This window comes from Clostridioides sp. ES-S-0048-02, assembly GCF_020658495.1.
In the GTDB taxonomy this organism is placed as follows: Bacteria; Bacillota; Clostridia; order Peptostreptococcales; family Peptostreptococcaceae; genus Clostridioides.
This window is the reverse complement of record NZ_JACVWH010000007.1, coordinates 124,935-148,121: the sequence shown is the minus strand read 5'-3', so window position 1 is coordinate 148,121 and position 23,187 is coordinate 124,935. Positions and strand designations below refer to the sequence as shown.

Annotated in this window: 23 protein-coding genes and 1 riboswitch; of the genes, 22 read left to right on the top strand and 1 reads right to left on the bottom strand. The window is 29.9% G+C overall.

The genetic code is table 11. The features are described from left to right. Positions 1–37 precede the first annotated feature (37 nt). The 12 genes from nadA (at position 38) to saoL (ending at position 9,728) form a co-directional block, all read left to right on the top strand. Positions 38–952 (top strand): quinolinate synthase NadA, encoded by a 915-nt coding sequence (gene nadA / locus IC173_RS11470; RefSeq protein WP_227830724.1) that lies wholly within the window; start codon positions 38–40, stop codon positions 950–952. Positions 953–964: 12 nt separating this feature from the next. Continuing rightward, complete coding sequence (locus IC173_RS11465) at positions 965–2,266, top strand: L-aspartate oxidase (RefSeq protein WP_227835359.1); 1,302 nt, start codon at positions 965–967, stop codon at positions 2,264–2,266. Then, entirely contained in the window at positions 2,247–3,083 is an 837-nt protein-coding gene (gene nadC, locus IC173_RS11460; RefSeq protein ID WP_227432665.1) for a carboxylating nicotinate-nucleotide diphosphorylase, read from the top strand. The genes IC173_RS11465 and nadC overlap by 20 nt, the downstream gene beginning before the upstream one ends. Positions 3,084–3,388: 305 nt before the next feature. Continuing rightward, on the top strand, positions 3,389–3,721 hold the full coding sequence (gene saoD, locus IC173_RS11455; protein WP_227855572.1) for a DsrE-related protein SaoD: 333 nt from the start codon (positions 3,389–3,391) through the stop codon (positions 3,719–3,721). A gap of 87 nt (positions 3,722–3,808) precedes the next feature. Next, positions 3,809–4,066, top strand: coding sequence for a thioredoxin-like (seleno)protein SaoT (gene saoT / locus IC173_RS11450; protein ID WP_255612853.1), 258 nt, complete (start codon positions 3,809–3,811; stop codon positions 4,064–4,066). 26 nt (positions 4,067–4,092) lie between these two features. Then, positions 4,093–5,178, top strand: a complete 1,086-nt coding sequence (gene saoE, locus IC173_RS11445; protein ID WP_227482810.1) for an efflux transporter SaoE — start codon at positions 4,093–4,095, stop codon at positions 5,176–5,178. Continuing rightward, complete coding sequence (saoC, locus tag IC173_RS11440; protein WP_227855571.1) at positions 5,171–5,629, top strand: Cys-Cys-COOH (seleno)protein SaoC; 459 nt, start codon at positions 5,171–5,173, stop codon at positions 5,627–5,629. The genes saoE and saoC overlap by 8 nt, the downstream gene beginning before the upstream one ends. A 35-nt stretch (positions 5,630–5,664) precedes the next feature. Further along, complete coding sequence (gene saoX, locus IC173_RS11435) at positions 5,665–6,753, top strand: ABC transporter substrate-binding subunit SaoX (RefSeq protein WP_227855570.1); 1,089 nt, start codon at positions 5,665–5,667, stop codon at positions 6,751–6,753. Between the two features lie 4 nt (positions 6,754–6,757). Beyond that, a complete protein-coding gene (saoB, locus tag IC173_RS11425) occupies positions 6,758–7,555 on the top strand; it encodes an ABC transporter substrate-binding (seleno)protein SaoB (RefSeq protein WP_255613373.1) in 798 nt (265 codons plus the stop codon). Then, positions 7,516–8,322 carry an ABC transporter permease subunit SaoP gene (gene saoP / locus IC173_RS11420; protein ID WP_255613372.1) on the top strand — a complete coding sequence of 269 codons (807 nt, stop codon included), beginning with the start codon at positions 7,516–7,518 and terminating at the stop codon, positions 8,320–8,322. The genes saoB and saoP overlap by 40 nt, the downstream gene beginning before the upstream one ends. Continuing rightward, complete coding sequence (saoA, locus tag IC173_RS11410; RefSeq protein ID WP_227855567.1) at positions 8,322–9,074, top strand: ABC transporter ATP-binding protein SaoA; 753 nt, start codon at positions 8,322–8,324, stop codon at positions 9,072–9,074. The genes saoP and saoA overlap by 1 nt, the downstream gene beginning before the upstream one ends. Positions 9,075–9,086: 12 nt before the next feature. Further along, positions 9,087–9,728: a MerB-like organometallic lyase SaoL gene (gene saoL / locus IC173_RS11405; RefSeq protein WP_255606497.1), complete on the top strand. Its 642-nt coding sequence runs from the start codon at positions 9,087–9,089 to the stop codon at positions 9,726–9,728. A 127-nt stretch (positions 9,729–9,855) separates the two neighbouring features. On the opposite strand, the gene yidA is transcribed toward saoL, so the two are convergent. Continuing rightward, positions 9,856–10,677 carry a sugar-phosphatase gene (gene yidA, locus IC173_RS11395; protein WP_227432677.1) on the bottom strand — a complete coding sequence of 274 codons (822 nt, stop codon included), beginning with the start codon at positions 10,675–10,677 and terminating at the stop codon, positions 9,856–9,858. A gap of 506 nt (positions 10,678–11,183) precedes the next feature. Between yidA and IC173_RS11390 the strand changes: the two genes are divergently transcribed. The 10 genes from IC173_RS11390 to IC173_RS11345 all read left to right on the top strand — a co-directional run bounded on the left by IC173_RS11390 (position 11,184) and on the right by IC173_RS11345 (position 23,095). Further along, entirely contained in the window at positions 11,184–12,878 is a 1,695-nt protein-coding gene (locus IC173_RS11390; RefSeq protein WP_227855566.1) for a M3 family oligoendopeptidase, read from the top strand. A 319-nt stretch (positions 12,879–13,197) separates the two neighbouring features. Next, positions 13,198–13,308: riboswitch (glycine riboswitch) on the top strand. A gap of 103 nt (positions 13,309–13,411) precedes the next feature. After that, complete coding sequence (locus IC173_RS11385) at positions 13,412–13,783, top strand: GrdX family protein (RefSeq protein WP_227432679.1); 372 nt, start codon at positions 13,412–13,414, stop codon at positions 13,781–13,783. A gap of 97 nt (positions 13,784–13,880) precedes the next feature. Further along, positions 13,881–14,828: a thioredoxin-disulfide reductase gene (trxB, locus tag IC173_RS11380; protein WP_227432680.1), complete on the top strand. Its 948-nt coding sequence runs from the start codon at positions 13,881–13,883 to the stop codon at positions 14,826–14,828. A gap of 76 nt (positions 14,829–14,904) precedes the next feature. Continuing rightward, positions 14,905–15,222, top strand: coding sequence for a thioredoxin TrxA (trxA, locus tag IC173_RS11375; RefSeq protein WP_227432681.1), 318 nt, complete (start codon positions 14,905–14,907; stop codon positions 15,220–15,222). A gap of 268 nt (positions 15,223–15,490) precedes the next feature. Continuing rightward, complete coding sequence (locus IC173_RS11370) at positions 15,491–16,777, top strand: glycine/sarcosine/betaine reductase component B subunit (RefSeq protein WP_227482802.1); 1,287 nt, start codon at positions 15,491–15,493, stop codon at positions 16,775–16,777. Between the two features lie 134 nt (positions 16,778–16,911). Continuing rightward, positions 16,912–17,385 carry a glycine/sarcosine/betaine reductase complex selenoprotein A gene (gene grdA / locus IC173_RS11365; protein WP_227432683.1) on the top strand — a complete coding sequence of 158 codons (474 nt, stop codon included), beginning with the start codon at positions 16,912–16,914 and terminating at the stop codon, positions 17,383–17,385. A gap of 31 nt (positions 17,386–17,416) precedes the next feature. Beyond that, a complete protein-coding gene (gene grdB / locus IC173_RS11360; RefSeq protein ID WP_227432684.1) occupies positions 17,417–18,727 on the top strand; it encodes a glycine reductase complex selenoprotein B in 1,311 nt (436 codons plus the stop codon). A 252-nt stretch (positions 18,728–18,979) separates the two neighbouring features. After that, positions 18,980–20,512 carry a glycine/sarcosine/betaine reductase complex component C subunit beta gene (gene grdC, locus IC173_RS11355; RefSeq protein WP_227432685.1) on the top strand — a complete coding sequence of 511 codons (1,533 nt, stop codon included), beginning with the start codon at positions 18,980–18,982 and terminating at the stop codon, positions 20,510–20,512. A gap of 10 nt (positions 20,513–20,522) precedes the next feature. Beyond that, complete coding sequence (grdD, locus tag IC173_RS11350; protein ID WP_227855565.1) at positions 20,523–21,668, top strand: glycine/sarcosine/betaine reductase complex component C subunit alpha; 1,146 nt, start codon at positions 20,523–20,525, stop codon at positions 21,666–21,668. Positions 21,669–22,015: 347 nt separating this feature from the next. Then, a complete protein-coding gene (locus tag IC173_RS11345; RefSeq protein WP_227482800.1) occupies positions 22,016–23,095 on the top strand; it encodes a M24 family metallopeptidase in 1,080 nt (359 codons plus the stop codon). The last annotated feature ends 92 nt before the right edge of the window (positions 23,096–23,187 follow it).

Below are 23,187 nucleotides of genomic sequence, written 5' to 3'. Positions count from 1 at the left end.
TGTATATACACTAGTACATATAGAAAGCGGTGCAATTATGGATAAAGATTTAACATATCAAATCAAAGAGCTAAAGAAAGAAAAAAATGCAATAATACTTGCTCATTTTTATCAACCACCAGAAATACAAGAATTAGCAGATGCAGTTGGAGATTCGTATTACTTAAGTGAAATTGCTAGAGATTGTAAAGAAGAAGTGGTTGTATTTTGTGGTGTGAGATTTATGGGAGAAAGTGCTAAGATATTATCACCTGAAAAAACTGTATTGATGCCAGTAAGTAACGCTGGATGTGCTATGGCAGATATGGTAGATGAAGAAGGCGTGATAAAACTAAAACAACAGTATCCAAATGCTTTGGTTGTATGTTATATAAACTCTACAGCTAAAGTTAAAGCACATTGTGATGTTTCAGTTACATCATCTAGTGCAATTAAAATATTAGAAAACATAGATAATAAAGAAATTATATTCCTCCCAGACAAGAACCTAGGAGGATATATTGCAGAAAAATTCCCTAATAAAGAATTTATATTTTGGGATGGATATTGTAAATATCACAACAATATAAAAGTTGCAGAAATAATTGAATTAAAAGAAAAGTATAAAGATGCAGAAGTATTGGTACATCCAGAATGTAAAAAAGAAATAAGAGACTTAGGTGATTATGTAGGTAGTACATCAGGAATAATAAAATATGCTACTAACAGCAAAAATACAGATTTTATAATAGCAACTGAAGAGGGTATCTTACATGAATTAAAGAAAAACAATCCTAATAAAAATTTTTATATTCCTGGTGGAAGAATACTATGTACAGATATGAAAAAAACAACATTAGAGAATTTGTATAGTACTCTTAAAAATATGGAAAACGAAGTTATTGTAGAAGATGAAATTATGGAAAAGGCTTTAAATTCACTGCTTAATATGCACAGATTAGCAGAAGGATAGAGGGATAGACTTATGAATTTAGAACAGGATGTTTTAATAATTGGAAGTGGTGTTTCGGGACTATATTGTGCATTAAATTTGGATAAAAATTTAAATGTGTTAGTAGTATCAAAATCTACAATTGAAAACAACAATACATATCTTGCACAAGGAGGAATTTCAACTGCTAGAAATATTGATGATATAGAATCTTTTGTAGAAGATACAATGAAGGCTGGTCAGTATAAAAATAGGGTTGAAGCAGTCAAAGTTCTTGCAGATGAATCTATAGAAAATGTAGGTCAAATAGTAGACTATGGTATGCCTTTAGACAAAGAAAATGGAGAGATAGACTATACAAGAGAGGGAGCTCATAGCGTAAATAGAATAGTTCATAGCAAAGATAATACAGGAGAAGTTGTTTTTAAGACTCTATTAAAAGAAGCTAAAACTAGGGAAAATATAACTCTTATAGAAGATGCTTATCTTTTAGATATATTAAAAGATGGTAATAAGTGTATAGGAGCTAGAATTTTTAAGTCTCAAAAAGAAATTCATATCTTTTCAAAGGTAGTAGTTTTAGCTACAGGTGGAATTGGTGGACTTTTTAAAAATTCTACGAATCAAAGACACCTTACAGGAGATGGAATTGCTATAGCATTAAGAAATAATATTAAAATAGAAAATTTAGAATATATTCAAATACACCCAACAGCTTTCTATGAAGAAAATAGTGAAGGTAGAAGGATGCTTATATCTGAATCTTTGAGAGGAGAAGGGGCTAAACTTTTAAACAAAAACAAAAAAAGATTTGTAGATGAACTTCTTCCAAGAGATGTAGTTTCAAAAGCTATTTTTGAACAAATGGAAAAAGATGATTTGCCTTATGTATATTTAGATGCAACACACTTAGATAGTGAATATTTAATCAATAGATTTTCTTTTATATACAATGAATGTTTAAATAGAGGAACAGATATAACCAAAGAATATATAAAAGTATCTCCTGCACAACATTATTTTATGGGAGGGATACATGTTGATTTAGATTCAAAAACATCTATGGAGAACCTATATGCAGTGGGTGAAATTAGTTGTACAGGTGTTCATGGAGCTAATCGACTAGCAAGTAATTCACTACTTGAAGGTCTTGTATTTTCAAAAAGAGCAGCTAAAAATATAAACTCAGTTATAGGTAGTATAGAAGTGAAGTTTATAGAAGTAGCAAATATAGAGGTGGATGTAGAAAAAATAAAGGAAGAGAATAAAATATTAGTTATAAAAGAAATAGAAAGAACAAGTGAGGATTTTGGCGATGAATTATTTGATTATTGATAAAATGATACAAGATGCTTTAATAGAAGATGTTCCAAGTGAGGATATAACAACTAATTCTATTGTAGATGAAAATTCTAAGTCTACTGTAGATTTAATTTGTAAACAAGATGGTATAATAGCGGGTTTAGGTGTGTTTAAAAGGGTTTTTGAAATACTTGGAGATGTAGAGGTAGAGTTGTATAAAAATGATGGTGATAGGGTAAATAATGCAGAAAAGATAGCTGTATTAACTGGAAATACTAGAAACTTACTTGTGGGAGAACGTGTAGCGTTAAATTATTTACAAAGAATGAGCGGAATAGCTACTGCTACAAGTATGTATGTGGAAAAACTTGAAGGTACAAATACTAAACTATTGGATAGTAGAAAAACAATACCTAATCTTAGAATTTTAGACAAATATTCTGTAAAAGTAGGTGGAGGATGCAATCATAGATTTAATTTATCTGATGGAATATTACTTAAAGATAATCATATTGGAGCTGCAGGTGGCGTCAAAAACGCAGTTGAATTAGCTAGAAAAAACACATCTTTTGTCAGAAAAATAGAGGTAGAAGTGGAAACTCTAGAAATGGTAAAAGAAGCTATAGAAGCTAAAGCAGATATAATAATGTTAGATAATATGAATTTGGAGACAGCAAAAAAGGCTATAGAAATGATAAATGGGAGAGCAGTTGTAGAGTTTTCTGGAAATGTAAATTTAGATACAATAGAATCTATAGGAAAAATTGGTGTTGATGTTGTCTCTGTGGGAGCGCTTACACACTCAGTGAAAGCACTTGATATAAGTATGAAAAACTTAAGAAATATATAAGACAGGACTAAAATAAATTTAATAAAAAAGTATTGAATAGATTTAATTTAATAATGTGATAAATAATTAAAATAGATTACTTAAATAAGCTAGATAAATTTAAGTAATCTATTTTTTATTTATTAAAGTTAACCAAAATGATGAAATAATCAAAAAATAATTGAATAAATATAGAAAAACACTATATTTCTATTGGATAATATTGTTATTATCTATTTTACAGATAAATACGAATAAACTTATAATATAATTACATATGTAAAATTTTGTATAAAATTTAGATAAAAAGTATAGGGGGAATAAAAATGAAAGTAGCTTATATTTTTAGTAGTACTAACTCACATAAAATTCTAGACAAAATGATAATACCACAATTAGAACAAGGAACTCATGGAGTAGATGTCCTAGGTATGTTTTTCTTTATGGATAATACCTTATTTTTGTCTAAAGGTAACCCAGTGGGAGAAAGATTAAGTAAATTACATGAAAAGACAGATATGATAATAATGGCTTGTGACCAGTGTGCTATAGAAAGAGGGATAGAGGATAAGTTGGTCGATGGAGCTACAATTGGATGTTTCCCAAATTTATATGCTTGTTTAGGTGGTGCAGGTATAGACCAAGTTATAACATTATAAAATCTTGCGGAATACAATCCATAGAAAAAATTTTTCTGTGGATTATTTTAAGTAAAAGATAAATTGTTTAGAGTAGGGGATGAACAAATGTCTAAAATTTTAGTTGAATTCATAAATACTTGACCATCTTGTGATGAGCATGGAGTGTTTATAAAAAAAATTTCTGAGAAGTATACTGACAAGTTAGAAGTAAAACTTTACCAAGCAGGTAAAGATTTCTCATATGTCAAGAAGTATGGAATCATAACAAAAGGAACCTTAATAATAAACCAAAAAAAGAAGTATGATAGATTAAACAAAGATACCATTGAAAAGGCAATAGTAGAAGCTATAAATAATAGTTAAAAGTTTAAAAATTAGGAGCAGTAAAAATGAATATATTAGAAATTGTTTTAAGTGGAGTGAAAAACACTGTGGTAGCTTCTATAGTTACACTAAATGGAGCATCAGGATGGCTTATGATAAGTTTTATATTGGCAGGAGTTCTTCACAATGTTTTAACGCCAAAAAGGTTTCAAAAGCAACTTGGAAATAAGAAGTTTTCTTCTCTGATTAAAAGCACTATTTCAGGAATGTTTTTACCAATTTGTAGTTGTGGCGTAATACCATTGGGCATAAGTATGTACTATTCCGGAGCATACTTAGGGCCAGTACTTGCCTTTATGACATCAACTCCAATAATAAATCCAATAGCTGTAGTTCTTTGTTTAGGTCTTTTGGGACCTAAAATTACAATCATTTATCTTATATCTGGATTTTTAGTACCATTTTTAGTAGGAGTTTTGGGGAATACCTTTGGAAAAGAAGAATTATTTTTGCAAAATGACTCAGATGAAGAAGCTATAGAATTAGAAGAAGAAAAGAGAAGCTTTATAGAAAATATGGTTGATGGGCTTAAATGGTCCTTTGGAGAGTTAGCACTTACTATTAGTAAATATGTAATAATGGGAATGCTTTTTGCGGGATTTATAACAACAATTTTTCCAAATAGTATAATTCAAAAATACTTAGGAAATCCAGGTTTACTATCTCTTGGAAGTATATCAATACTTGCATGTGTTATGTATGTATGTGCTGTAGGACATATTCCATTTATAGCAGCCCTTGTTGCAAGTGGAGCATCTCCTGGGATAGCGATAACATTTTTGATAGCTGGTGCAGCGACAAACTTACCAGAACTTATAAGTATGTGTAAACTTATTGGAAAAAGAACTGTTGTTATATATTCAGTTACACTAACACTCTGTTCAATAATAATAGGTTATATAACCAATTTACTTTTGGCAAACAACAATACTGTGAATTTAGAGACAACAAATTCTTCAATACAATTAGCAAATAAACTAATGTTAAATATACCAGATAGTTTTGAATATATATGCACTATTTTGATTATTTTATTTGCACTTAAAGCAGTAATACCAAAGATGAAAGAGGTCATAGGAAATCATGCTTAAAAAGGTAGTTATAATATCATGTGTAATAATTGCATTAATAGTCTTATCAAGGGTAGTAGATGATAACCTTAAACAAAATGACTCTATTCCAAATGTAAATCAAGAAACATTAACATATTTCAAGAAAAATCATAAGGAAGATATAATAACCTGTGCTGAAGAAGACTTAAATAATGATGGAAAAAAAGATTTAGTAGTTATATATAAAAAAGGTAATAATTCAAATGAAATGGCAGTGGTAGTTTCTGATGCGGAGAGCCATTATATAACAAAACCAATACCAGCACCTATAGAGAATCAAACTATAACTTTTAAAAATATTGATGGGAAGCCACCAATAGAAGTAATAGTGTCAGGTTCTAAAAATGGCAATGTAGGATACGCTATTTATAGAGTAGAGGGTAAAAAACTTGTCGATTTATTTGGAGAAGATATGGACAAGTGTTGCTAAAAATAAAAATAATACATAAAAGAGGGGAAATTGAAATGAAAGTATCTAAAAAGATTCAAGCATTAATCTTAGTTAGTGCAGTGGGGGCATCCATATTAACTGGATGTAGCAGTAAACCAAAGGAAGAGGGGAAAAAAGGTGGAAAAGATGATTATGCGATAACAGTAGGGTATTATAATTGTGACCATATGACAGCTGGACCAGTAGCAGAAGCAGCAGGAATATATAAAGATTTAGGTCTTAATGTAAAAACTGTTGGGAATGGTAAAGTTCCTGAAGCAATGGCAGCAGGTAAGATGGATGCTGGTTATATAGGAACAAAGGGTCTAGTAGGAGCTATACCTAAAGGTTCACCAATAACAATAGCAGCAAATAATCACACTGGTGGGTCTGAATATTTAATAGTTTCAAATGATATAAAAGAACCTAAGGATTTAGTGGGCAAAAAAATTGCAACAGATATGAGTGATTTCTTATGGATAAGTGATTATGGTCCAGAAACAGGTTTACCAACTGACCCATCAAAATATGAAGTTGTAAATATGGATTCAGATAAAGATAAATATTTAGCTCTTAAAACTGGAAAGATACAAGCATTTACATCTTGTGACCCTTGGGGTTCTGTAACTGAAAATGATGGAGTAGGAAAAATAATAGCATCAACTCAATATAAAGAAAAAGCTAATAATAAAGAATATAACTGTTGTTCATTCTCATTAAATAAAAACTTTATAAAAGAGCACCCAGACTTAGCAAAAAAATTGGTTTTAGCTCATACTAAAGCAATAGAATATATATATACAAATCCAGCAGAAGCAGCTAAAATATTTGCAAAATATTATAATGTAGAAGAAGAAGTTGCACTTAGAACTATTTATAAAAAGACAGTTGGAGAAGATAGAACGCTTACTTGGAAAGTTACAGGAGAAGAATACAAAAACAATTTACAAATGTATAAAGATTTAAAGGCATTAGATGAGATACCTAAATATGAAGATACAATTGATACAAGCTTATTAGATTCTTGTGGGGCAGACGACTTTGATAAGTTTATAAAAGAAAAAGTTAATCCCAAATTTCCAAAAGGTATGAGTTATGAAGATTGGAAAGCAAAGGTATTATAAATAAATGGAGAGAATAAAAAATATAATAATACTTTTTGTCATTATTTTAGGAAGTATATTTATAATATTTTTTAATTTTGAAGATAAAGAAGAAATAAAAGGAAAATTAAGAATAGGGGTATCTGATGATACCTCTGGTTTTGTAATAAATTATATGATAAACAAAGATTACTTTGAAAGCATAAAAGTAAGTGATGTAATGGAGACTTTTACAATTAATGATTGCTGAGCAAGTACAATGCAATGGGCTCTGAGTTCAGAGGAAATAGATATAGCAATCATATGTAAAGATGCAGCAAAACAGTATATGAATGCAACTAGTGAGTTTGAAATTGTTGGTACAGTAGTTCAAAATTCAGATATATTTTTATTAAAGAAGAACAATCCTCAAAAAATAGGAATAATTCAAAATAGAAATTATCAATCTGAATTAGTAAAAAAATACTATGAAAATATAAAAATTTCTCCATTATTAGGGACAGCACTAGCATATGGGCTAGAAAGTAATTTAGTAGATGGTGTTGTAATAGACTGTATAAAAGCAATTGGATTAGAAGGTGAAAAAAAATCTACAGCTAAATTAGGTGACTATGATACCTATGTATTAGTTGTGAATAAGGAGTTTGAGAAAAGCAAGTCGTATAGTGATTTTATAAAACTATACAATAAAAGTGTTGATAATTTAAGGAAAGAAACTATATTTAAAAAAGCATTAAAAGAGTATAAGAATATAAGAAATATAGATATGGAGGAAATAAGAAGTTGGAAATTAAAATTTCTAAAGATAGAGGAGATACAATAGCTAAGAAAAAATCTAAAAGTAGTATGGACATTTTATATAAAATAATACTTTTAGTTAGTATATTTTTAGTCTGGCATTTTGCAGCAAAAGATATAGGGAGTTCTTTATTGCTCCCAATGCCAGTAGATGTAATAAAAGGTTTCTTTTACTGTGTGACAGATGTAGAGACAGTGACTAATCTGTTTATAACATTGCAAAGAGTGCTTAAAGGATTTATGTATGCATTATTGTTTGGACTTCCAATAGGATTTATTATGGGATTTTCTAAGACTTTTGAAAAGCTTTTATCTCCAGTAGTAGATTCTGTAAGACAAGTTCCTATAATGGCATGGGTTCCTCTTACAATAGTATGGTTTGGTATAGGGGATGGTCCAACAATATTTTTAATAGCTTTTTCAGGAGTTTTTCCTATAATTTTAAATACTATTCAAGGTGTAAGAGCAATATCAAAGGATTATTATAATGCAGCTAGAAGTATGGGGGCATCGCCAATTGTAATATTTGCAAATGTAATAGTACCAGCATCTCTTTCAGATATATTGACTGGTTCAAGAATTGCCATAAGTACAGGATGGATGTCTGTTATCTGAGCCGAGTTCATAGCTACGAGTGCCGGTCTCGGTTACTCCATGGTACAAGCTCAGACCTTGATGCATACAGATGTATTAATTGGGCTTATGATATTTGCAGCTTTAATAGGATTTATAATAGATAGAGTACTAAAATTTATAAATAAAATCCTTTGTAGATGGAGGTTTGCAGATTAATGAAATTAAGTGTGAGAGATATAAATAAAACATTTGTAAATAGCAAAATACATACAAAGGTTTTGGAAGATATAAGTATAGATATAGAAAATGGTCAATTTGTTTGTCTTTTAGGACCATCAGGATGTGGAAAAACAACTTTACTTACTATAATAGGTGGATTTCAAAAGGCAGAAAGTGGAGATGTCTTTATAAATGATAAAATAGTTAAAAAACCAGGTATAGATAGAGCTTTCATATTTCAAAACTACGCTCTATTTCCTTGGAAGACTATAAGGGGCAATGTTTTATTTCCTATGAAACAGCAGAAAATACCGAAAGAAAAGAGAGAAGAAATGTTGGAAGAGCTTTTGGTTATGTCTGATTTAAAAGGGAAAGAAAATCTGTTTCCTCATCAATTGTCTGGAGGAATGAAACAAAGAGTTGCTATGATAAGAGCTTTAGCATGTAATCCTGAAGTATTATTAATGGATGAACCACTAGGAGCAGTTGATTTTCAAATGAGACAAAACTTACAAGAAGAACTTGAAAGAATATGGACAAAAAAGAAAATAACTGCATTAATGGTAACTCATGATGTTGATGAAGCTGTATATATGAGTGATAGAGTTATAGTAATGTCAAGGGATAAGGGAAGAATTCTTGACGATATAAATATAGACATTCCAAGATCTAGGGCTAGAGGGAGCCAAGAATATGAAGAATATAAGAATAAATTAACTGACATTTTGTCAAAATGTTATGATGTTTAAAGAGGAGTAGAAATGAGTCAAATAGAAAAATACAATAGTTTAAATGACACACAACGAAAGATAAGAATATCTATTATGGATATGATAATAGATAATTGTTCTAGTGTTACACTTAAAGAAGTAATTGAACATATAAGTATAAATTTAAGCTTAGAAAAAGAATACCTAGAAACTACACTGAACCATTTTATTGATAAAAATATAATGGTTGTTGATGGAGATAGCATAAATTTTATATATCCAGTATCAGCATTACCTACTAATCATAAAGTTACATTAAGTGATAATAGAAGCTTCAGTGCAATGTGTGCTATAGATGCAATAGGAACTTCTTGCACATTTAATCAAGATGTAAGAATAAATTCTATTTGTAGTGCCACAGGTAAAGAAATAGAAATATTTATAAAAGATGAAAAAATTGAATATGTAAACAATCCAGATTTAAGAGTGCTTCATATAAACCTTGATAAGCATTCAAATTGGGCAGCAAGTTGCTGAAATGTAATGAATTTCTTCTGGACGAAGAATGATTTTGATGCATGGACAAAAGAAGCTGGATTATCAGATGATGAAGATATATATTGCTTGGACATTAATGAAGCAATAGTAGAGTCGTATAAAATATTTAAACTTGAACAAAAAGTATTAGTATAGGAATGTACCTATCAAAAACTAAAAATATCCTTTAGACAAAATATCCATACAATATACACTATTAGTATTTAACATATATATGAGATGGATTTAAATCTAAAGGGATATTTTTAGTTTTTATAGATATTTAGATAGCTTTATTAAGTATATATTTGTTTATAACCTTTGCAACTCCATTTTCATTGTTGGTATCAGTAACATAATCAGCAATTTCTTTTATGCTACTACGTGCATTTCCCATAGCCACACCAAGTCCTGCATATTTTATCATATGTTGGTCATTTTCTTCATCACCAACAGCAATAGCATTTTCTATAGGTATATTTAGATTATTACATAATGTTTGAAGTGCAGTACCCTTATTAGTAGTTTTACCTAAAAATTCTAAATAAAAGGGAGCAGACCTTACTATAGTATATCTATTGAATAAATTCTTAGGAAGTTGTTTTATAATTTCTTCTAATCTTTCTGGTTCATCAACTATCATAACCTTACAGATTTTAATAGATTTATCAATTTTATCTTTATGTATATATTTAACTTCTATATCATTCAATTTAGCTTCATGAAGTGTGTACTTACCAGGAATTTCGTTTGGAGTAACTAAATTTGTCATGGTATTTATGTGTATTTTGGTATTATATTTTTTGCAAACATTGTTGTATATAAAATCAAAGTCGTCTAAAGTCATCTCTACATTATGTATTATTTTTTCACTTTTAACCTCTTGAATCATAGCTCCATTGAAGCATATAACATAATCACCTTCATCTGTTAGATTTAATTGATTTAAAAGTCCTTTGACACCAGGAAGGGGTCTACCTGTTGTTATAACTACTTTAGCTCCAGCTTTCTTTGCTTCTTGAATAGATTCAAATACTTCAGGAGTAACTTTTCTTTTTGTATTTAATATTGTTCCATCAATATCTAGTGCGATTAATTTGTACATATCAACCTCCAGTAATTTATATCCTCAATTTCCTAATGAAAACGTTGACACAACTAGTGTTGAACAAAATTTCAGTAGAAAATTTAATGTGTATATTATTATACCAAGAGATAAGCAATTTAGAAAGTTTAATAGTATTAATTTTTTGATAAAATTATTACTTATATAACATACTTATGTAAGATTGTATCTTTTATGAGTGTATAAAAGTTAACTATAAAAAATGGCATCGTTTGCATTTTGATGTAGAGATAAGCTTATACTATAAAGGTTAATAGTTTTATATGAAAGCTTTATTAAAGTTGGTATAGTAATTAGTTTTATTCTATAAAATATTGTAATTACAATAATCATATGTTATTATTCAACATGATTATAATGTAAATATTACTCAAAATAATAATTTATAAAGTCATAGTAGTATGTAATACATGTAAATAATAGCATGTAATGCATATAAAACTATATTTATAAATAAAGAACAAATTTATAAAGGAGAGTTTTAAATGAAGTTTTCAGAGTTTAAGTATGAAAGACCAAATTATGATAGTATAAAAAAAGAGTTTTTAAAGTGTGTAGAGGAAATAGATAATTCTTGTTGTTATGATGAACAACAAGAAAATATACATAAAATTAATTTTTTGAGAAATAAAATAGAAACGTTGTCAAACATAGCATCTATAAGATACAGTATAAATACTCTTAATAAACTCTATCAAGAGGAAAAAAAATATTGGGACGAATACATGCCTTTATATGAAGAATTAAATTCATATTTTTATAATGTTATAGTAAATTCTAAATTTAAATCTAATTTAAAAAAAGAATTTGGAGAACAATTTTTTACAATAGTGGATTATTCTTTAAAAAGTTTTTCTAAAGATATAATAAAGGAATTACAAGAAGAAAATAAATTGTGTTCAGAGTATACTAAACTTTTAGCATCTGCACAGATAATGTTTGAAGGAGAAGAGAGAAACTTATCTGGAATGGGAATGTTTATGTGTTCTAAGTCTAGAAAAACAAGGGAATTAGCGAATAAGGCATATTATAATTTCTTTGAAGAAAATGAACCTAAATTTGATGATATATTTGATAAATTAGTTAAACTGAGAGATAAAATAGCAAAAAAACTAGGTTTTAAAAACTTTGTAGAGCTTGGATATATTAGAATGATGAGAAGTAATTACAGAGAAGATAGGATTGAAAATTTTAGAAAACAAGTATTAAAATATATTGTACCACTGGCTGATGAACTTTATGAAAAGCAAGCTAAGAGAACCGGTCTAGAATCTTTGAGTTACATAGATGAAGGCTTAGAATTTTTAACAGGAAATCCAACGTTAAAGGGCAATTCAGAATACATAATTGAAAATGGAAAAAGAATGTATGCTGAATTATCTAAAGAAACTGGTGAATTTTTTAATTTTATGTTAGAAAACGAACTTATGGATTTAGAAACAAAGAAAGGAAAAGGGGCTGGTGGGTACTGTACTTATATACCAGACTACAAGTCGCCATTTATTTTTTCTAACTTTAATCAAACATCTGATGATATAGATGTATTGACACATGAGGCAGGTCATGCATTTCAATTGTATATGTCCAGATGGATTGAAATGCCAGAGATTAATTTTCCTACACTGGATAGTTGCGAAATTCATTCAATGAGTATGGAATTTATAACATGGCCATGGATGAAGTTATTTTTTAAGGAAGACACAGATAAATACAAGTTTACTCATTTATCATCTGCAATTAAATTTATACCTTATGGAGTAGTTGTTGATGAATTTCAGCATTATATTTATAAAAATCCTAATATTGACAAATCAAAAAGAAAAGAAATATGGAGGTTTTTAGAGAAAAAATACTTACCACATAGAAAGTATGATGATAATTCTTTTTTAGAACGAGGTTGCTGGTGGTTTAAACAAGGTCACATATTTAAAAATCCTTTTTACTATATAGATTATGCATTAGCTCAAATTTGTGCATTACAATTTTGGAAAAAAATGATTAAAGACAAAGACTCTGGATGGAATGACTATATAAACATCTGTAAAGTAGGTGGAACAAAGTCATTTTTAGATATTGTAAGTATAGGAAATCTATATTCTCCATTTGACAATGATTGTATAAAATCTGTTATAGGTGATGTGAAATCATGGTTTGATGAAATAAATGACATCAATTTGTAAAAAATTATGAGAAATTTGTTCTCCCAGCTTAAGAATTAAAAACATATATCTTTCTTACAAAAATGATTATGTTTTTAATCAATATGAAATAATAAACCAAAAAAGATTTGTACTTAAAAAAAAAAGAAAATACAGGAAATATGTAATATCAACATTTGGAAAAAAAAGTAAAAATGTATACAAAATACATATAAAAAAACTATTGCAAATTTTATAGAATGTTTATATACTTAAGTCAACAGAGATAGAAAAAAGCTATTTATAAAAATAAAAAGATAAATTGCTAACTTTTCAATTTTCTGAAAATATAATAATCCGGGGGAAGAGTATGGGAGACTGCTTTATAAAAAGCGACCGAAGGGACAAATTTAATCTTACATACCCAGAAGATTAAATGAAATTCTCAGGTAAAGATGACTGTACTTGGACGGGTCTCTGAAAATGATTTTAACAGGGAAGACAAATTGGGAGATTTGTTTTTCCTGTTTTTTATTTATCGAGCAATAAATAAAAATTTGAAAGAGAGTAAAAAAATGATAATAATCACAAATAATCCAAAAGTAAAAGAAGAAGTTCAAGACAGAGAAGTTTTATTTAAAGATACAACTTATATTGGAATCTTAGAAACAAGTAGAGATTTGATACATGAAGGATATGAACTTTTATCTCATCCACTATATGGGAGTGTAAAACCAAATGAGACACCTTATAGAACAGTTATACTAAAACAAGGAAATCGTTTGGATATAAACTCTTTAACCTTAATTGAAGAAGCAATCATAACTGCAAGTAAATTTCAGAATAATAAAAAGACTCCAGCATGGACAGAAAGCGTTCAAGATGACTTTAGAGTAATCGATTATGACATATTTTATAATACAATACAAAGAATGCAGTATGAATAAATGAATTTGTTAAAAAGTTATTAAAATAGCATAAATATTAAATCTGATTTAATATTAAATAAAAATTAAGAAATTTAATTGGGGAGGATAAGTCAAAATGGAAAATGTGTATGACTTAGTAATAATTGGTTCAGGACCAGCAGGGCTTGCAGCAGGTCTTTATGGAGCAAGAGCAAAGTTGAAAACTCTAATCCTAGAAAAAGATAAGACTGGTGGGCAAATTGTAATAACACATGAAATTGCAAATTATCCAGGGTCAGTTCCAAATGCAACAGGACCAAGTCTAATAGCTAGAATGGTTGAGCAATGTAAAGAGTTCGGAGCAGAAATGTTAAGAGACAACATTGTAGATACTGAACTAGATGGAGATATAAAAGTTTTAAAAGGACAAAAGGCAGAATATAGAGCAAAAGCAGTAATAATAGGAACAGGAGCAACACCAAGAAAAATTGGTTGCCCAGGAGAAAAAGAACTTACTGGTAAAGGGGTTTCATATTGTGCAACTTGTGATGCAGATTTCTTTGAAGACTTTGAAGTCTTTGTTGTAGGTGGAGGAGACAGTGCATTAGAGGAAGCAATGTATTTAACTAAGTTTGCTAGAAAAGTAACAATTGTACATAGAAGACAAGGATTTAGATGCGCTAAAAGTGTTGAAGAAAAAGCAAAGGCTAATCCAAAGATAGAGTTTTTACTAGATACAGTAATAGAAGAAATAAAAGGTGATGGAATATTAGAATCAGTTGTATTTAAGAATAAAGTTACTGGAGAAACTCATGAATACTTTGCAGATGAAGAGGATGGAACAATGGGAGTATTTGTTTTCGTTGGATTAGATGCTCAAACTGATTTATTCAAAGGCAAAGTTGATATGGATGAAAAAGGTTACATAATAACTGATGAAGACATGAGAACTAATATACCAGGTGTATTTGCAGCAGGTGATTGCAGATCTAAGACTCTAAGACAGGTTGTAACTGCAACTAACGATGGAGCAATTGCATCTATAGTAGCTGAAAAATATATTGATGAAAAGTTTGAAAACTAAAAAGCTATAAAGTAAAGTTAATGAATAATATTTAAAATATTAAAATAAAATAAAAATTTCAAGGGGGAACATGAAAATGTTAGATTTAGATAAAAGTACTTTTGATGAAGAAGTTTTAAACGCAGAAGGTTTTGTATTTGTTGATTTCTGGAGTGAAGGTTGTGAACCTTGTAAAGCTTTAATGCCAGATGTTCATAAATTAGCTGAAACTTATGGGGATAAAATAAAATTCTGTAAAATGGATACAACAAAAGCTAGAAGATTAGCGATAAAACAAAAAGTATTAGGACTTCCAACTATGGCTATATACAAAGATGGAGAAAAAGTAGACGAAGTTACTAAGGATGATGCTACAATTACTAATATAGAAGATATGATTAAAAAATATCTTTAATATATTGATACAATATTAACAAAAACAAAGAAAAAATCGATTTAAGTCTAGAAGTAAAATAAAAAGGATTTTTATGTCTTAGTTTGTTAAAAAAATAATTTTGGATAAAATATTTTTTTTACGATAAAGAATTTTTAGTAATAAAACAAATATCAAGACATAAAAACACAATATGAAAACATCTTTAAAATAAGTTAGAAAATATTGATATAACTTTGAGAAAAACTCAAATGCATATATACAAAATTAAATAACAGGAGGTGCAAGTATGCGTCTTGAATTAGGGAAAATCTTTATAAAAGATATTCAATTTGGTGATGTAACAGAAGTGAAAGATGGAGTATTATTCATCAATAAGCAAGAGATGCTACAAGAAATTGGTGGAGATGAGCATATTAAGTCTATAGATATAGAATTAGCTCGTCCAGGTGAAAGCATAAGAATAACACCTGTAAAAGATGTTATTGAGCCAAGAGTAAAAGTTGAAGGTAATGGGGGAATATTCCCAGGTATCATGTCTAAGGTTGACACTGTAGGAGAAGGAAAAACTCATGCTTTAAAAGGTGTAGCTGTTGTAACTACTGGAAAGATAGTAGGTTTCCAAGAAGGTATAGTAGATATGACTGGAGAAGGGGCTAAATACACTCCATTTTCTAAATTAAATAATGTAGTAGTAGTAGCTGAACCTATTGATGGTTTAAAACAATACGCTCATGAGAAAGCTGTTAGAATGATAGGATTCAAAGCAGCAATGTATTTAGGAGAAGCAGCAAGAAATCTTACTCCAGACGAAGTTTCAGTGTATGAAACTAAACCTCTTCTTGAGTCAATAAAAGAGTATCCAGAACTTCCAAAAGTAGGATATGTTTACATGCTTCAAACTCAAGGATTATTACATGACACTTATGTATATGGTGTAGATGCAAAACAAATAGTACCAACTTTATTATATCCAACAGAATTAATGGACGGAGCAATTGTAAGTGGTAACTGTGTTTCTGCATGTGATAAAAATCCAAGTTATGTTCATATAAACAATGGAGTTGTTGAAGACTTATATGCAAGACATGGTAAAGATATAAATTTTGTAGGTGTAATTATAACTAATGAAAATGTTTACCTAGCAGATAAAGAAAGATCTTCAAACTGGACTTCTAAGTTATGTAAATACTTAGGATTAGACGCAGTTATAGTTTCACAAGAAGGTTTTGGAAATCCAGATACTGACCTTATAATGAACTGCAAAAAAATAGAAATGCAAGGTGTAAAAACAGTTATAGTTACAGATGAATATGCTGGACGTGATGGAGGTTCTCAATCACTTGCAGATGCAGATGTAAGAGCAGATGCTGTTGTAACAGGTGGAAATGCTAACCAAGTTGTAGTACTTCCTAAGTTAGATAAGGTAATTGGACACTTAGAAGTAGTAGATGTAATAGCTGGTGGTTCTGATGGAAGTTTAAAAGCTGATGGAACTATTGAAGTTGAAATACAAGCTATAACAGGTGCAACTAATGAAACAGGATTTGGTCATTTAACTGCTAAAGGATATTAAGAGTTATTTCATTAAACGATTTAGTAATATCATGATTGAGTAATATCAATTAAAAAAATTGTAAATAAATCTATCAAAACATAATGAATGTTATGGATATATAAATAATTAGAAATATAATGAGGAGGATTATTATGAGTTTACTTAGTAATAAAAAGGTTCTTATAATAGGTGACCGTGATGGTATACCAGGACCTGCAATAGAAGAATGTGTAAAAACAGTAGAAGGAGCAGAGGTTGTTTTCTCATCTACAGAATGCTTTGTCTGAACAGCTGCTGGGGCTATGGACTTAGAAAATCAAAACAGAGTTAAAGAAGCTGCTGATAAATTCGGAGCTGAAAATGTTGTGATTTTACTAGGTGCTGCTGAAGCCGAAGCTGCAGGTCTTGCAGCCGAAACAGTAACTGCGGGGGATCCAACTTTCGCTGGACCACTTGCTGGAGTTGCTTTAGGATTAAGTGTTTACCATGTTGTAGAGGAACAAATGAAAGAATTATTTGATGAAACTGTATATGAAGATCAAATAAGTATGATGGAAATGGTTTTAGAAGTTGAAGAAATAGCAGAAGAAATGTCTGGTATAAGAGAAGAATTTTGCAAATTTTAATGCCTAAAAGCAAAAGGGGTGAAACTAAGAGATGGGAAAACTAAGAGTAGTACATTATATTAATCAGTTCTTTGCTGGTATAGGTGGAGAAGAAAAAGCTGATACTAAGCCACATGTGGCAGAAACTTTACCTCCAATAAGTTTACAACTTGATAAATTATTAGGTGAAGATATTGAAGTAGTTGGTACAGTAGTGTGCGGAGACAGTTATTTCAATGAAAATATAGATAGCGCAAGTGAAGAAGTTTTAGCAATGATAAAAGGTTTTGAACCACAACTTTTTATAGCTGGGCCTGCCTTTAATGCTGGTAGATATGGGGTTGCTGCTGGAACAATAACTAAAGTTGTAAAAGATGCTTTAAGTATACCAGCTTTAACAGGTATGTACATTGAAAATCCAGGTGCAGATATGTTCAAAAAGGATGTTTATGTAGTAGAAACTTCTGATTCTGCAGCAGGTATGAGAAAAGCACTTCCTAAGATAGCTAAACTTGCAATAAAACTTGCTAAAGGTGAAGAAATTGGAACTCCTAAAGAAGAAGGATACATAGCTAGAGGAATAAGAGTTAACTACTTCCATGAAGACAGAGGTTCTAAGAGAGCTGTTGACATGTTAATTAAGAAAATAAAAGGCGAGTCATTTGAAACTGAATATCCAATGCCAAATTTTGATAGAGTTGACCCAAGTAATCCTGTAAAAGACTTATCAAAATGCAAAATAGCTTTAGTTACTTCTGGTGGTATAGTTCCTAAAGGAAATCCAGATAGAATAGAATCTTCTTCAGCTTCTAAATATGGAACTTATTCTATAGCAGGAGTTATGGATTTAACAGAAGAAACTTATGAAACTGCACATGGTGGATATGACCCAGTATATGCAAATTTAGATGCAGATAGAGTATTACCTGTTGATGTTCTTAGAGACTTAGAAAAAGAAGGTGTAATAGGAAAATTACATGAAACTTTCTACACAACTGTAGGTAATGGTACATCTGTTGCAAACTCTAAAAAATATGCTTCTGAAATTGGAGCAGCGTTGGTAGCTGATGGTGTAGATGCAGTAATCTTAACTTCTACATGAGGTACTTGTACTCGTTGCGGTGCAACGATGGTAAAAGAAATAGAAAAAACTGGACTTCCAGTAGTTCATATGTGTACAGTAGTACCTATTTCGTTAACAGTAGGGGCTAACAGAATAGTTCCAACTATAGCAATACCTCATCCACTTGGAAATCCAGCACTTGACCCTACAGAAGAAAAAGCCCTAAGAAGAGGCCTTGTAGAAAAAGCATTAAACGCTTTAACTACAGAAGTTGATGGTCAAACAGTATTTGAAAAATAAAAATAACACACACATATATTATATAGATAAAAATATAAACACACACTAAAAATAAAAAATAACTATACACAAAAAAATAATATAGATTTCATGAATGGGTAAATGTGAGTTATTCATTCATGAAATCTTAAAAAATACCAAAATACATAAAAAAAGAATAAAATAAAATATACAATAAAATAAAAATATAATAATTGAAGTCTTTAATGAAATTAAAATTAGGTGTTCATAAAATTTATGGAGGTGCACAAAATGACTTATCCAGTTTTAAAAGGGGCAGGCTATGTACTTATTCATACTCCAGATATGATAGTGCAAAATGGAAGTACTTGTACAGTTGAAAGAGCAACAAATCCAGATTCAGAATTTTTACAAGAAGTAGGTAATCATATAAGAAGTTATGAGGATGTAGTTAACTACATGCCAAATCAAGTTTACATAGGAAACAGAAGACCAGAAGAATTAAGAGATTTGCCAATGCCATGGTGTGAACAAAAAGTTGAGGGAACTAGAAATGGTAAATTTGGTGAAATAATGCCTCAAGATGAGTTTATAGCTTTAATGCAAATAAGTGATGCATTTGACTTAGTAAAGTTATCGCAAGAATTTATTGATGAAGTAAAACCAAAAATCGAAAATAACTACCCTGAAATTGCACCATTTGTAGGAAAATTAAAGGGTGATGATATAGAAGAAGGTAAGGAATTAGTAGCAACACACATAGCAGAAGGATTATACCATGATGGAAAATTCGTTGGCTATGTAAAAAGAGCACATGACGTAGATGTTAACTTAAATGCTCATACAATGTTTGAAAATTTAGTAGTAAAAGCATCTGGAGTTTTATCTGCTATTCAAATGCTAAGACATAGTAAAATAGACCCTGCTGAAATAGATTATGTTATTGAGTGTTCAGAAGAAGCTTGTGGAGATATAAACCAAAGAGGTGGAGGAAACTTTGCTAAATCAATAGCTGAAATAGCTGGACTTCAAAACGCAACTGGTTCTGATACAAGAGGATTTTGTGCAGCACCAACACATGCATTAATTCAAGCTGCAGCTTTAGTAAAATCTGGGATACACAAAAATGTAATGGTAGTAGCAGGTGGAGCAAGTGCTAAACTTGGAATGAATGCTAAAGACCATGTTAAAAAAGGCCTTCCTGTACTTGAAGATGTTGTTGGAGGATTTGCAGTACTTGTATCTGAAAATGATGGTGTAAACCCAGTTATAAGAACTGATTTAACAGGTAAGCATACAGTGGGAACTGGTTCTTCACCTCAAGCAGTTATGACAGCACTTATAACTTCAGGTCTTGATAGAGCTAATTTAAAAATAACAGATGTTGATGTATATTCAGTTGAAATGCAAAATCCAGATATAACTAAGCCAGCAGGAGCAGGAGATGTTCCAGAAGCAAACTACAAAATGATAGGTGCACTTGCTGTTAAGCGTGGAGACTTAGAGAAGAAAGAATTAAAAGATTTTGTGACTAATAAAGGATTACCAGGATGGGCACCAACTCAAGGACATATACCATCAGGAGCTCCTTATATAGGATTTTTAATAGATGATTTAACTACAGGAGATAGAAATAGAGCTATGATAGTTGGAAAAGGTAGTTTATTCTTAGGAAGAATGACTAATTTATTTGATGGAGTATCTTTTATAGCTGAAAGAAATACAGGTGTTACTGAAGAGACTTCAGGAATATCTAAAGATGAAATTAAGAAGATAATAGCTGAATCTATGAAAAAACTAGCATTAGATATGTTAGAAGAATAGGGGTGAGGATATGTCAAAAAAAGTAATCGCAGATGTATTCTTAGAAGTAGCTAATGCAATAGAAAGCGGCGAATTTGGCAAAAAAATAAGAATTGGTGTGACTACACTTGGAAGTGAACATGGTGTAGAGAACATGGTTAATGGTGCACACTTAGCAAAATCTAACTTATTTGATATAGTACTTATTGGTCCAAAAGTGGAAACTGACCTTGAAGTAGTTGAAGTTAATGATGAAAAAGAAATGCATGGAAAAATGGAAGAATTATTAGATTCAGGATATATAGATGCTTGTGTTACTATGCATTATAATTTTCCAATAGGAGTATCTACAGTAGGTAGAGTAATAACTCCAGCAAAAGGAAAAGAAATGATACTTGCAACAACAACAGGAACAAGTGCTACTAATAGAATAGAAGCAATGGTAAGAAATGCTATTTATGGTATTGCTACAGCTAAATCAATGGGAAATAAACATCCAAAAGTTGGAATACTTAATGTTGATGGAGCTAGACAAGTTGAAAAATGTTTAAAAGAGTTAAAAGATAATGGATATGATATAGAATTTGCAGATTCAATTAGAGCAGATGGTGGATGTGTTATGAGAGGTAATGATTTACTTGTAGGTGCACCTGATGTTATGGTTACTGATACATTATCTGGAAATATATTTATGAAAGTATTTTCTTCATATACTACAGGTGGAGACTATGAAGCTCAAGGCTTTGGGTATGGTCCTGGAGTAGGAGAAGACTATGATAGAAGAGTACTCATAGTATCAAGAGCATCAGGTTCTCCAGTAGTAGCTAATGCATTAAAATATGCTTATGATATTGTAAAAGGAGAAATAAATAATATTGCAAGAAGTGAATTTACAAAAGTTAAAAGTGCAAAATTTGATGATATTATAGCTTCTCTTACTAAAAAAGAAGTTAAAGCTGAAAAAGTAGAAGTTAAAATGCCAGATAAAGAGGTTGTTACTCGTCAAATAGCTGGTGTTGATATAATGGACTTAGAAGATGCAGTATCTGAATTATGGAAAAATGGAATCTATGCTGAAAGTGGTATGGGTTGTACAGGGCCAATAGTTCTTGTAAATGATGCTAAAGGTGATTTAGCTGTTGAAACTTTAATCAAGGCTGGATACACTGCAAAATAAATATAAATTATACATGTAAATGAATAACATATAGTTATAGCCTTCTACGCTATAACTATATGTTATTTTTGTTACTCAACTTATATTATTTTTATTATCAAAGTAAGTATATAAAGATAATTAAATATTTATAACTGATAAAACAGAAATAGGAAGGGTTTTTATCATAGTAATATTTTTTTACTTATTTGTTGTTACTTATACTAAGTAAAAAATTAGTGGAAATGTATAAACAATATTAATAACATATGAAAAAATTTTAGAAATAAAGCATCTATAAGATAAAAAATAACATTATTAGTGATATAATATAACTAAAGCAAAAATTATTTTTTGGAGGCAAAATCATGAGTAAAGTAGAAAAAGTAGTAGAATTGTTAGAAGCTAAAGGACTTGATGCATTATACTTAACAAAAAAAACAAATGTAAATTACATAAGTGGCTTTCCTGATGAAGAAGCATATGCAGTTATTTGTAAAGATGGAAATTTTTTAGTTACTGATAGTAGATATATGGAGCTTGCTGAAAATGTTTGTAAAGGTTTTGAAATTATAAACTGGCATAATTTTGATAGAAGTGTGGCAAAAGCTGTAAAAAGTGTGTGTGATAAAGTATGTATAAAAAAGCTTGGATTTGAAAGCACAAATATAATATTTGATAAATATGAAGAACTTAAAAATTTAGTTGAACAAGATGGAGGGGAATTGATACCTACAGAAAATATTGTAGAGACTCTTAGATATGTAAAGGATGAAGAAGAAATTAAAAATACAAGAAAAGCTTGTGAAATAGCTGATAAAGCATTAGAAGAGTTAGTTCCACATATAAAAGCTGGAGTTACTGAAATAGAATTAGCTACAAAACTAGAATATTTTATGAAAATGAATGGAGCTCAAAATATAGGATTTGAAACTATATTGATATCAGGAGCAAAAACTTCATTGCTTCATGGTAAACCAAGTGACAAGGTTATAGAAAATGGTGACTTTGTACTTGTAGATTATGGAGCTATGTACAATGGATATATTTCTGATACAACTAGAACTTTTATAGTTGGAGAAGCATCTGAAAAACAATTAGAGATTTATAATTTAGTTAAAGAAGCACAAGATGTTGGAGTTGAAAACATGAAGGCTGGTGTACATGCTACAATTCCAGATGCAGAAATAAGAAAAGTTGTTAAGAAATATGAAGATTACTATTATCAAGGGATAGGACATGGGGTTGGAAGAGATGTTCATGAAGAACCTTTTATTGGTAATTATGGTGATAAAACAATAGAAGAAGGATGTATAATAACAATGGAACCAGGTATTTATTTCCCAGGATGGGGAGGAGTTAGAATAGAAGATACTGTTTTAATTACAAAAAATGGACCTGAAAGATTAACTAAATTCCCTAAAGATTTGATGATTTTAGACAAATAATTTAATTTTTATATAATTTTTTACACAAAATAATATTGTAATCTCACCATTAAGCTCTCTCTACATATCTTAGTAAAGAGGGCTTAATTTTA

Coding starts and splice junctions, on each gene's coding strand:
- IC173_RS11345 (WP_227482800.1), top strand. CDS start 22,016: ATGAGTAAAGTAGAAAAAGTAGTAGAATTGTTAGAAGCTAAAGGACTT.
- grdC (WP_227432685.1), top strand. CDS start 18,980: ATGACTTATCCAGTTTTAAAAGGGGCAGGCTATGTACTTATTCATACT.
- nadA (WP_227830724.1), top strand. CDS start 38: ATGGATAAAGATTTAACATATCAAATCAAAGAGCTAAAGAAAGAAAAA.
- IC173_RS11385 (WP_227432679.1), top strand. CDS start 13,412: ATGATAATAATCACAAATAATCCAAAAGTAAAAGAAGAAGTTCAAGAC.
- nadC (WP_227432665.1), top strand. CDS start 2,247: ATGAATTATTTGATTATTGATAAAATGATACAAGATGCTTTAATAGAA.
- yidA (WP_227432677.1), bottom strand. CDS start 10,677: ATGTACAAATTAATCGCACTAGATATTGATGGAACAATATTAAATACA.
- saoE (WP_227482810.1), top strand. CDS start 4,093: ATGAATATATTAGAAATTGTTTTAAGTGGAGTGAAAAACACTGTGGTA.
- saoA (WP_227855567.1), top strand. CDS start 8,322: ATGAAATTAAGTGTGAGAGATATAAATAAAACATTTGTAAATAGCAAA.
- IC173_RS11370 (WP_227482802.1), top strand. CDS start 15,491: ATGCGTCTTGAATTAGGGAAAATCTTTATAAAAGATATTCAATTTGGT.
- saoC (WP_227855571.1), top strand. CDS start 5,171: ATGCTTAAAAAGGTAGTTATAATATCATGTGTAATAATTGCATTAATA.
- IC173_RS11465 (WP_227835359.1), top strand. CDS start 965: ATGAATTTAGAACAGGATGTTTTAATAATTGGAAGTGGTGTTTCGGGA.
- grdD (WP_227855565.1), top strand. CDS start 20,523: ATGTCAAAAAAAGTAATCGCAGATGTATTCTTAGAAGTAGCTAATGCA.
- IC173_RS11390 (WP_227855566.1), top strand. CDS start 11,184: ATGAAGTTTTCAGAGTTTAAGTATGAAAGACCAAATTATGATAGTATA.
- trxB (WP_227432680.1), top strand. CDS start 13,881: ATGGAAAATGTGTATGACTTAGTAATAATTGGTTCAGGACCAGCAGGG.
- trxA (WP_227432681.1), top strand. CDS start 14,905: ATGTTAGATTTAGATAAAAGTACTTTTGATGAAGAAGTTTTAAACGCA.
- saoX (WP_227855570.1), top strand. CDS start 5,665: ATGAAAGTATCTAAAAAGATTCAAGCATTAATCTTAGTTAGTGCAGTG.
- saoD (WP_227855572.1), top strand. CDS start 3,389: ATGAAAGTAGCTTATATTTTTAGTAGTACTAACTCACATAAAATTCTA.